Origin of the sequence: Thermococcus sp. (genome assembly GCF_027008145.1) — an archaeon.
In the GTDB taxonomy this organism is placed as follows: domain Archaea; phylum Methanobacteriota_B; class Thermococci; order Thermococcales; family Thermococcaceae; genus Thermococcus.
This window is the reverse complement of sequence record NZ_JALTCZ010000052.1, coordinates 1-9,832: the sequence shown is the minus strand read 5'-3', so window position 1 is coordinate 9,832 and position 9,832 is coordinate 1. Positions and strand designations below refer to the sequence as shown.

12 protein-coding genes and 1 tRNA gene are annotated in these 9,832 nt (G+C 51.1%); 8 read left to right on the top strand and 5 right to left on the bottom strand.

Features of this window, described 5'->3' with window-relative positions; translation table 11 throughout:
* Both MVD07_RS02545 and MVD07_RS02540 read left to right on the top strand, forming a co-directional pair.
* A partial coding sequence (locus MVD07_RS02545; RefSeq protein WP_297498227.1) for a M20/M25/M40 family metallo-hydrolase occupies positions 1–494 on the top strand: 494 nt, incomplete at its 5' end.
* Positions 495–526: 32 nt separating this feature from the next.
* Positions 527–1,291: a sulfite exporter TauE/SafE family protein gene (locus MVD07_RS02540; RefSeq protein WP_297498230.1), complete on the top strand. Its 765-nt coding sequence runs from the start codon at positions 527–529 to the stop codon at positions 1,289–1,291.
* Here MVD07_RS02540 and MVD07_RS02535 read toward each other — a convergent pair.
* A complete protein-coding gene (locus MVD07_RS02535; protein ID WP_297498225.1) occupies positions 1,244–1,801 on the bottom strand; it encodes a hypothetical protein in 558 nt (185 codons plus the stop codon). The two genes, MVD07_RS02540 and MVD07_RS02535, sit on opposite strands and share 48 nt — an antisense overlap.
* Before the next feature lie 70 nt (positions 1,802–1,871).
* Here MVD07_RS02535 and MVD07_RS02530 point away from each other — a divergent pair, with 70 nt between their 5' ends.
* Positions 1,872–2,603, top strand: a complete 732-nt coding sequence (locus tag MVD07_RS02530) for a sulfite exporter TauE/SafE family protein (protein WP_297498222.1) — start codon at positions 1,872–1,874, stop codon at positions 2,601–2,603.
* Positions 2,604–2,613: 10 nt separating this feature from the next.
* The gene (locus tag MVD07_RS02525) at positions 2,614–2,892 is read left to right on the top strand and encodes a hypothetical protein (protein WP_297498217.1); all 279 of its coding nucleotides are present in this window, start codon (positions 2,614–2,616) and stop codon (positions 2,890–2,892) included.
* A 17-nt stretch (positions 2,893–2,909) separates the two neighbouring features.
* Here the strand turns inward: MVD07_RS02525 and MVD07_RS02520 are convergent.
* A tRNA-Met gene (locus MVD07_RS02520) sits at positions 2,910–2,987 on the bottom strand.
* Positions 2,988–3,077: 90 nt separating this feature from the next.
* Here MVD07_RS02520 and MVD07_RS02515 point away from each other — a divergent pair.
* From MVD07_RS02515 to MVD07_RS02505, 3 genes are read left to right on the top strand one after another with little or no spacing between them, the layout of a single operon-like run.
* A complete protein-coding gene (locus tag MVD07_RS02515) occupies positions 3,078–4,238 on the top strand; it encodes an aconitase X catalytic domain-containing protein (protein ID WP_297498214.1) in 1,161 nt (386 codons plus the stop codon).
* 9 nt (positions 4,239–4,247) lie between these two features.
* A complete protein-coding gene (locus MVD07_RS02510; protein ID WP_297498212.1) occupies positions 4,248–4,640 on the top strand; it encodes a DUF126 domain-containing protein in 393 nt (130 codons plus the stop codon).
* A 33-nt stretch (positions 4,641–4,673) separates the two neighbouring features.
* Positions 4,674–5,924: a site-2 protease family protein gene (locus tag MVD07_RS02505; RefSeq protein ID WP_297498209.1), complete on the top strand. Its 1,251-nt coding sequence runs from the start codon at positions 4,674–4,676 to the stop codon at positions 5,922–5,924.
* On the opposite strand, the gene MVD07_RS02500 is transcribed toward MVD07_RS02505, so the two are convergent.
* Positions 5,921–6,334: a hypothetical protein gene (locus tag MVD07_RS02500; protein WP_297498206.1), complete on the bottom strand. Its 414-nt coding sequence runs from the start codon at positions 6,332–6,334 to the stop codon at positions 5,921–5,923. The two genes, MVD07_RS02505 and MVD07_RS02500, sit on opposite strands and share 4 nt — an antisense overlap.
* A 261-nt stretch (positions 6,335–6,595) precedes the next feature.
* Here MVD07_RS02500 and MVD07_RS02495 point away from each other — a divergent pair, with 261 nt between their 5' ends.
* A complete protein-coding gene (locus MVD07_RS02495; protein ID WP_297498204.1) occupies positions 6,596–6,769 on the top strand; it encodes a class III signal peptide-containing protein in 174 nt (57 codons plus the stop codon).
* Between the two features lie 239 nt (positions 6,770–7,008).
* On the opposite strand, the gene MVD07_RS02490 is transcribed toward MVD07_RS02495, so the two are convergent.
* A complete protein-coding gene (locus MVD07_RS02490; protein ID WP_297498201.1) occupies positions 7,009–9,129 on the bottom strand; it encodes a glycosyltransferase family 39 protein in 2,121 nt (706 codons plus the stop codon).
* 28 nt (positions 9,130–9,157) lie between these two features.
* Positions 9,158–9,832: DUF2079 domain-containing protein (locus tag MVD07_RS02485; protein ID WP_297498198.1), on the bottom strand; the 675-nt coding region annotated here is incomplete at its 5' end.

Below are 9,832 nucleotides of genomic sequence, written 5' to 3'. Positions count from 1 at the left end.
CCCGCTCCCTGGATGACCGCTTTGGTGTTGTGGCACTCGTTGAGGCAATAAAAGACCTCGTCGATCACGACCTCGACGGGCGCTATATCTTTGCTTTCACTGTCCAGGAGGAGATAGGCCTTAAGGGCGCGCGCTTTTTAGCGGAGAGGCACTCGCCCAAGTACGCCTTCGCCGTGGATTCTTTCGCCTGCTGCGGCGACCTGACCGGCGACGTTAGGCTCGGGGGAGGAGCGGTCATAAGGGCCGTTGACAACTCGGCCATCTACACCAGAGCTCTCGCAAGGAAGGTCGCTGAAATAGCCTCGCGGAACGAAATTCCTCTCCAGGTCGGCGTTACGGGGGGAGGGACTGACGCTTCCGTCTTCCAGCACAAGAGCGAGGTTCTCGCTTTGAGCGTTCCCATCAGATACCTCCACAGCGAGGTCGAGACGCTCCATTTAGCTGACCTTGAGGCGCTGGTAAAGCTCATAGAGGCAATAGCCTTTGAGCTTTAGCGGACAGCGGGGGTGGTTCTTTGCTTAAATACCTGCTCAAATACACCGGCTACTTCGCGGTTGGGATATTCATAGGCATTCTCGCGGCGATGTTCGGGCTCGGCGGGGGCTTCTTAGTCGTTCCCATCCTCAACTTCCTCGGCGTCGAGATACACCACGCCGTTGGGACTTCAAGCGCCGCAGTTGTCTTCACGTCGCTCAGCTCGGCAATAGCCTACCACAGGCAGCGCAGAATCCACTACAAAGCCGGCCTCTTGATAGCCTCAACGGCCGTTCCGGGGGCCTACATAGGGGCCTGGTCAACGAGCTACATAAGTTCGGCCCAGCTCAAGGTGATCTTCGGCATCGTCCTCCTCCTCGTATCAATAAAGATTTACAGGAAGAAGAGTACCGAGCCGGGTGAGCTCAGGCTTGAGGATGTGGAGCTTAACTACAGGCTCATTCCCATCGGGGGTTTCATAGCTGGAATCGCCAGCGGTCTGCTCGGCATAGGCGGGGGAGCGATAAACGTGCCCTTCCTGACTGCGATGGGCATGCCGATACACTACGCGGTGGCAACTTCAAGCTTCGCCATTGTCTTTACAGCCACCAGCGGAGCTATAAAGCACTACATGCTGGGCAACGTCGAGGTCGGGTGGTTACTCCTTCTCGTGCCGGGTCTTATAATCGGCGCACAACTCGGGGCGAGGATAGCCAAGAGGACGAAAGCTTCCTCCCTCGGCAAGGCCTTCGCCATCGTTTTAGCTTTTTTAGCGATCAGGATGATTCTCAAGGGGCTGGGCTACCCGGTTCCTTAGCCCCTTTCTTCTGATTTTGACATAGATTCCCAGGAGTACTACTGAAACTGCCAGCGAGACCAGCCACGTAGCAATGAGGGGCCTGTCATAGGGATAGTACAGCTCATCCAATCCGCCCCCGAGGAACAGGGAGGGCATCATCATTGGGAGTAGCATTAAAGCCAGTATGAGCCCGATAAAGCCCCCGGCAATGAAAACCAGAATGTTTGGACTCCCATAGCCCATCTGTCCACGGATGGGGTCTTCTGCCCAGTAGCCTAGGAGGATTGTGAATGTGGTCAAAATTCCCGTGCCAAGGGGATGGGCAGGGCTCAGCCTTTCCCTTCTCCACTCGATTAGCCCGTAGGCGGTTGCGATGATAAGGAAGGCTCCGGCACAGGACATCCATGTGGAGAGATCTTTGTAAAAACCGTAGGGAGCGTCCCAGTTGGCGAAGGCTATTGCCCCCGGCTGGGTGAGGGTGAATGCTAGACTAGTGAGAAACCAGTATAGGGCGACCTTTGGCCTCATGCTTCCTCTTCTTCACTAATTCCTAAAAAGCTTTCGTCAGCTTTTTAAGAGTCACTTCCAACCTTCTTCCATGCTTTCCTACATCTTTGACTTCCTCATCGGGCTCGTCATCGGGGTTGTCTCCGGGCTTTTCGGGATAGGCGGGGGGTTTTTGATAGTTCCTACCCTGACGATGCTCGGTGAACCGATCCACCTCGCTATAGGGACTAGCCTGGCGTGCATAACAATAAGCGCCTTCGCTTCGGCGTACACTCACCTCAGGCGGGGAACGGTTCTATTTAGGGTGGTTCTCATCAAGGAGACATTCTCCATGCCCACCGCCGTGCTGGGCGCTTACCTCTCGACGCTCCTTCCGGATAGGATTCTCAAGGTGGTCTTCGCGCTCCTGCTCCTCTATCTGGCCTACATCATGGTGAGGGAGGGAAGGAAATGCGTCACTGAAGTTAAGGAGGTGAACTACCGGCGTGTTCCCGTTGTTGGTATCCTGGCGGGCCTGACTTCGGGTCTCCTTGGTATAAGCGGTGGTGTCCTCAACGTCCCCCTCTTCCACACCTACATAGGCCTTCCAATGAGGTATGCCGTCGGCACGTCCAGTCTCTCGCTCTTTTTTACAGCTCTCGCCGGGACTGGCGCTCACTACAGGCTCGGACAGGTTGACGTTTACTCTGCATTCCTTTTGGCACCCGGACTCATTGTCGGTGCGAGGGCTGGTGCGATGGCCGTTCACAGGCTCAACCCGGTGATTTTGAGGAGGGCTTTCGCTGTTATACTTATCCTAGTTGCGCTGAAAATGATGATGTGAGGTGTTTCCCATGGAGGAACTCCTAGAAAAGGTCAGGAAAAAGCTCGGGATTGAGGTTGAAGAGAACGACATGGGTTCTGCGTGGAAGCTTGTGGAGCTCCTTGAGGAGAAGGGGTGGGTCGTCTACATCATAACCGGGAAGGGAAGGAAGCAGGTGGATGCGTGGCACGAGAACTTTGGGACGCTCTTTGCCCAGTTTGGGGAAAATCCGAACTTCGGGAGCATCTTCGAGGGCATATTAACGGTCGCACTGCTCGCGAAGGAACTCGAAGAGAAGGGTGTATTGTAAGAAGCCTCAAAAACAGCTGGTAGCGGGGGGAGGATTTGAACCTCCGACCTCCGGGTTATGAGCCCGGCGGGCACTCCTAGCTGCCCCACCCCGCTGCTCGACCCGGTTTCTAGTGCCCGGGGGAGGTTTATAAATCTTTCGGGTGGCCTTTATATTCCCCCGCGCGAACTTGAGGTGGTGGTTGTATGTACCTGACGAAGGAGGAGGAGTTGATTCTTGCTGGCGAGTACGGCTACGCCCTCCAGAAGGCAATGGAGATACTCGTCGCCCTCGGCGACATCTACGGTGCCGACAGGCTCATTCCTATCAAGAGCGCCCAGGTCGCGGGCGTGTCCTACAAGAACATAGGAGATGCTGGAATCGAGTTCTTGAGGGATTTCGTGGATGCAGGTGCAAGGGTTTCAGTTTATACCACCCTGAATCCAGCTGGAATAGGCGATGATGAGTTCATGGAGAAGCAGGCCGAGGTTCTCAACCTCTACCGCGAGATGGGCATTGAAGCCACCTCAACCTGCACCCCCTACTACGGGGCAAACCTTCCAAAGTTCGGCGACCACATAGCTTGGAGTGAGAGTTCGGCGGTGGTCTTTGCGAACTCTATAATTGGAGCTAGGACGAACAGGGAAGGTGGTCCTTCAAGTCTTGCCGCTGCCATAGTCGGCAAGACCCCAAACTACGGCCTTCACCTTGAGGAGAACAGGAAGGCAACCCTGATCGTTGATGTTCAGGCGAAGGTTAGGACGTTCGTTGATTACGCGGCTTTGGGCTACCATCTTGGCAGAACCCTCGGAAACGACGTTCCATACTTCAGGGGCATAAATCCGGAAAAGACGGAGTTCCTGAAGGAGATGGGTGCGGCAATGGCAGCGAGCGGTTCGATAGCGCTCTACCACGTCGAGGGCGAGACACCTGAATACAGGGAGGCGGTGGTTGACAAGCTGGAAACGATAACCGTCGAGGACGATGACATCAAAGCAGTCAGAGAGCAGTTCAGCGACGACTGGACCGGTATAGACATGATCCTAGTCGGCTGTCCCCACGCTTCCCTCCCTGAGGTCAAGGAAATAGCGGAACTGCTAACGATGCGCGGAAGGCCCCTGAAAATACCGCTCTTCATAACAGCCAGCAGGGCAGTCAAGGCACTGGCTGATAGCCTGGGTTATACTGAGGTGATAGAGCGCTACAACGGGAGGATTATAGCCGACTCCTGTTTCGTGGTTTCCCCGATAAAGGGATGGTACAACGGCATAGCGACCAACAGCGGGAAGAGTGCCTTTTACTTCCGCTCCTTCGGTTTCAACGTGAGACTTGACGACGCGGAGAACCTGGTCAAGGAGGCTCCGTGAGGTGATATTATGAAGCTCAAAGGGAGAAAGATAGTCGGCGGAAAGGCCGAGGGGGAGCTTATAGTTTCCCAAAAGCCCCTCTCCTTCCTCGGCGGTGTTGACCCAGAAACAGGAGTTATCACCGACGCGGAAAGTGATATAAGGGGGGAGAGGATAGCCGAAAAAATACTAGCCTTCCCGCGCGGGAAGGGCTCAACGGTCGGTTCCTACATCATCTATGCTCTCAAGAAGAACGGGAAAGCCCCGAAGGCGATAATCGTCGGCGAGGCAGAAACAATAGTTGCGACCGGGGCCATTATAGCGGGCATCCCAATGGTGGATGGGATAGACATCTCAAAGCTGAAGAGCGGAGTGAGGGTGAGGGTCGACGCGGATAAGGGTGAGGTTGAGGTTGATGAATAAACTTTTAACATCCTCGCCATTAGGTGGAGTACCATGAGGAAGGGAATCTACGAGTGCGTTAGGTGTGGTTACAGAGAGGTTAGGGACTCCACCGAGCCCATGCTTGAGGGCTCGTGCCCGAAGTGCGGAGGGGACATGATACTCGTTGGTTACACCGATGAGGCTCCAGAAATCCATCATGAGGCCCCTACAGTCCCAACTTCACCGCCTACAGAAATTGAGGCCCTTCTCACTCAGTTCTACGTCCTCTCATTCGTTGAGTCTGATGGGAGCGTTCACGTCTTTGAGGTGAAGGAAATCCTCGAACCCAACTTTGAGAAGGTTCTGACGGAGCTGGAAAAGTTCGGCTACTGGGGAGCCTTAAAGAGGCGTCACGGAAAGGTTCTCCTCTTCGTGTTCCCGGCCGGAGAAGTCAAGCCCGACAACCCCTGGTTGCCCTGGCTCTTCCTCCTAGCGACGATACTCACAACGTTTTTCTCCGGCTACGTCTTGGCCGAGACGTACATAGCCACCCTCGACTACTACTCCCTTCCCGGCCTCAGAAATCCTTACCTGATAGCGCTCTCCTTCTCGGTTAGTGTTATGGCGATAATAGGCACCCACGAGCTCGGTCATAAGATAGCCGCAACTTACCACGGCGTCAAGGCGACGATGCCCTACTTTATCCCCTTCCCATTCAGTCTCATAGGAACCCTCGGAGCGGTTATCAGAGTAAAGTCGCCGCTCCCTACGAGGAACGCCGCGATAGACCTCGGCGTCAGCGGGCCGATAGCGGGCTTTCTTGTCGCCGTCCCCGTGACCCTGATCGGGTTGAAGATGTCAATAGTCGTCCCCCCGAGCCTTGCCCCTCATCATGGAGGGGGTGTTTACTTCGGCACTAACCTGCTCTTCGAGCTCCTGATGAGAAGCGTCCTGAAGACCCCGAGTGACTACGTGGTTTTCCTTCATCCCGTTGCCGTCGCGGGCTGGGTAGGAATACTCGTGACCTTCCTCAACCTCATCCCTGTTGCGCAGCTCGATGGGGGGCATGTTTTGAGGGCTTTTATAAGCGAGAGAGCACACCGCTACATAACCCTTGGTGTTGCATTCCTCCTCTTTGCCCTTGGATACTTCTGGCAGGGCTGGTTCATCTGGGGCCTTCTCGTCCTTCTTATAGGGATGGCCGGTAATCCAGGAGCCCTCGACGAGGTGAGCCCGATTTCGAAGTCTCGCATCCTTCTAGCGCTTACAGCACTCCTAATATTTCTTCTGACGGTCACCCCGAGACCCCTCTGGAGCACCTAACCCCTCTCCTTGAGTATCTGCTCTATGTCGTAGTATATTGAGTCCCTTGAAACCTCGAAGACCCTGGCCAGCTCCGAGATGTTGAGGATCCTCGGGTTGTACTCAAAGGCCTTTAGGACGCCAGCTAGAAGCTGTCTCCTCTCCTGAACCGTGAACTTACTCAGGGGCTTCTTGTCCATTGGAGTGTTGTAAACCACAACGGCAACCGCATACGTTCTCCTGGTTACGGGAGTGGTGTAGGTCTTCACCTCAAAACCAACGATGGTTGCGTCGTCGGGCATCTTGCCATTTACCTTCCCCAGAACCTCTTTGATTGCATCCTCTTTTCCCCTACCTGAAGAGTAGTCCACAAGTATAGCCTTCCTCGCTGGCAAATCTGGGGATACATCAACTACAACCATGAGGTTCATGAATGCACCAAAGCTTAGTGAGATTTTTGAGGATTTTATTATCCCGGGGACATCACTTAGTACTTTTTCTGATTTTTGATTGAGTTCTTTGATACATTCTTCAATACTAGCGGACTCACATTGGAATGCAAATAACAACTTGTTATCCCTCCTTGCAGCTTTTTTAATTTTGAGCATTCTCCCCCCCAATTTTGAGCAGAAACTTATATAAGTTTTTTTCGAACAAGATAATATTGAATAAACCCTAAGGAGGTGGCATCTATGAAGAGGAAGGCCCAGGGTGCAATTGAGTATCTGTTTATGATTGCGGCGGCTCTGGTCATAATTCTGATAGTTGTTAGGCAGCTCAGAAACAAGGGAAGCAGTGCCGAGAACACTGCCAGCCAGGCTGAGAGCCAGATAAATAGTACCCTCAAAAGCATGATGAGCGGTTAATCTTGATGATTTATGGTTTATTTTATTCTTTCTCGGACATTTAAGAAGCCTGCTGGAGTAAGGATGCCTTATGAACCGGAGGTCTCAGGCTTCAATTGAGTATATTTTCATGTTTATCCTCGCTCTTGTCGTGATATTCTTAGCATTGAAAAAGTTCCTAACCCCTAGAACCGGAACAATTAAAAAGGAAGGAAGGTTTGTGAACGAAACCATTGACAAGATAACGAACTCCCTGAACTCTATGATTTCAGGGCAGTGATTTGTAGATAGTCCTGGACGTAGAGTTTCCCCCCTGAGACTGAAATGTTACCGCTCAGTATAAAGCATTCCGCCGGCGTACAGAGACGCAGGGATTTGAATTCTCCCCCCTCAACGGGGGAGTTGTTGTTCAGGAGCACGCCATTGAAAGCGACGACCATGGTAAGGTTTGGAACGTAAACGGTTATATTGTCTTCACCGGGAATTATTTTCCCCACATACGTTCCGTTGTTTGTTGTTATGAACAGTTCATAGGTATCGTTTAGCGCTTCCATTCTGAGTCCATCAATATTCATTTCTTTGAAATGGACGTTCAAGCGATCTCTGCCGTAGTACAGTCTAAGGATTGTGTTGTACACGTCAAACCTCCAAGGGTAGGAGGCTCTCTTAAGACTGAAAAGGGCAATTATCTCGCCGTCCCTCCGAGACTCTTCAAAAAGCAACGTGCCGTTTTGGAGGGTGTAATTAAAGAGAGGTCCGTATACATTTCGTAGGGGCTGGGCTTTCATCATTGAGAACATCCACGTGTCGTAGACAATGTAATTGGGATGATATTTCAGAGTGAGATTCACGAGGCTATAGCCTCGTAAGTATCCAAGACCAAAGGTGTCCACTAAGTATGGGACAACGGGCAGTTTAAGATAGTAAGCGTCCATGGGGTTAATCGAGAGGTACGTACCGTTCAGTGCTTCCTCATGGATGTAATTTGAGAGGTCTTCCCTCAGCTCCTTGGTGTGGGGAGCGCACGGTATTCTGAGGAGCCCCCGCGGATAGTTATATGCAATTCCAACGTTAACCAGTGCAAGGAGGAGGACTAAGGTCAGCGCGATGCCCAGAACCTTTTTCTCTGGCCGTTTGATTTCAACGACTCCGGACAGGAGGTACAAATAGAAGACCAATAGCAGAGGGTAGATGAACCTGGGGTCGGGGATTATGGGGACTGCAATCAGGTAGAAGATTACGTTCAGGACGAGGAGCGCTTTGAGGGGTTCGGAAAACCTGATTCCGTGTCCAAAGGCCTTAATGGCTAGAACCACGGCCACTAAAATGAAGAGGGGGGCGTAGTAGGCGAGAACCTCCAAGGAGGACCTCTGGATATAAGACACGATGTTCCCGACAACCCAAAAAATCCCGACGAAGGGGAACCCTCTTCCGCTCTGCGCTATGTACGTCTGATGCAGATATCCTCGTGAAACCAAAACACCGAGTGGGACTTCCACCACAGCCTTTGAGACCACAATGACTGACGCTAATGCAATCCCATATCGGACGACCCTACCGAGTGCTTTAAGTGCATGTTTGAGGGGTTGGAAGTATCTGATATTGAGTATGTAAACAGTCAAAAAAGCCCAGAGGAAGAGGAAAAGGATGCACGTGTAAACGTGACCGACCTTCGTTATCGGGTGTATCCCGGGAACGCTGGCGATTATCCTGGTTATCTCCCGGGGATAAAGCGTGATTGCCGCCATGGAAGCCATTGTCCAGAGCAGATACGCTAGGGGCACGATGTACACTTGCCGTTGGGTTAGAACTCTCGTTGATGATAGTAGCAGGTTTCTCAACTCGTCGGACTCGTAGAGGATTAGGAAGACGAAAACCGCGAGGAGGTAGGGTATTATGGTGAATTTGGCGGACGTTCCAAGCGATGCAACGGCTATTGTCAAAGACGCGTATATCTTTCCTCCACCGGTGAGGTATTTCGCGAGAAACCAGAGGGAGAGGAGGGTGAATAACTCAATCATGCTTTCGTGAAGAACGAGGGTGTTTACCTTAATGGCCAGAGGGTCCATTGCTATAAGAAACGCGAACGCCAGCCCGAGTTTTTCACCTTTTAATTCCCTTCCCGTGAGATAAGCTAGAAAAATCGATATTAATCCAAGGAACAGCGAGAAAGTACGGCCTACTATATAGTTATCGCCGAAAAGTCTCAGCCAGCCGGCTAGGGCGTAGTAGTAGAGGGGTGGATGGACCGCGAAAACGTCCCTGTAGGGTAGAACTCCGTGGTTGATGAGGCGGGCGATGAGGAGGTAAGTGCCCTCGTCGTAGTCAAAATAAGCATTTTGGATAGTGAGCATGGGAATTCTCAGGCTAAAGAATATCAAGATAATAGCCATGAAGATTAAAAGTCTCTTATTTTTTTCCAGCATGAAGCCTCGCCTGCTCACATTCTTGTATTATTCTTTTGGTGTAATTCATAATGCAGGCTTTAAATTCTTCTGTATTGTTCTCTGTCCGGTTATAGCAATCCAATATTATCGTGTTGACATCCAGTACAAAATATGTTTTATTTGCAGTTAGTGTTGAGTTCCTCAGCGCTTTGACAGTTACTTTGTAATCCGGCAGAGATCGAGCTAACAAGACAATTGAATTATTAGGGATGTATGAAGAATGAAATGGAGTCAGTAAGTAATATGTGTTATTTCTATCCGCTAGGTGAGGAAATAAGTTATCCTGGGTTGATACCGGACAGGGGGATAAGGATATCGCTTCAGTCACATTGTCTAGAACTGAGAAATATGGTTCCCATTCTTTTTTAATTTTGACAAGATTATAGAATGTAATCCCTTGAATATAGGGTCCCTTTATTATATGAAACACAGGAGAGAACAGTATCATGGCCACGACTGAGATTGCCAGTGCCTTTCTTATAGTAAGAACTATTGCTTCTTTTTTTAGTCTGGTCTCAATGATTAATTTAATACTCATCAAGTTTTTCAAATTGTACACTGAGATTATGAACAGGAAGGGAACAAGCATGTATGGATATTGATATCCAATAATAAGCATTTCAGGTTTCTTAGAAGG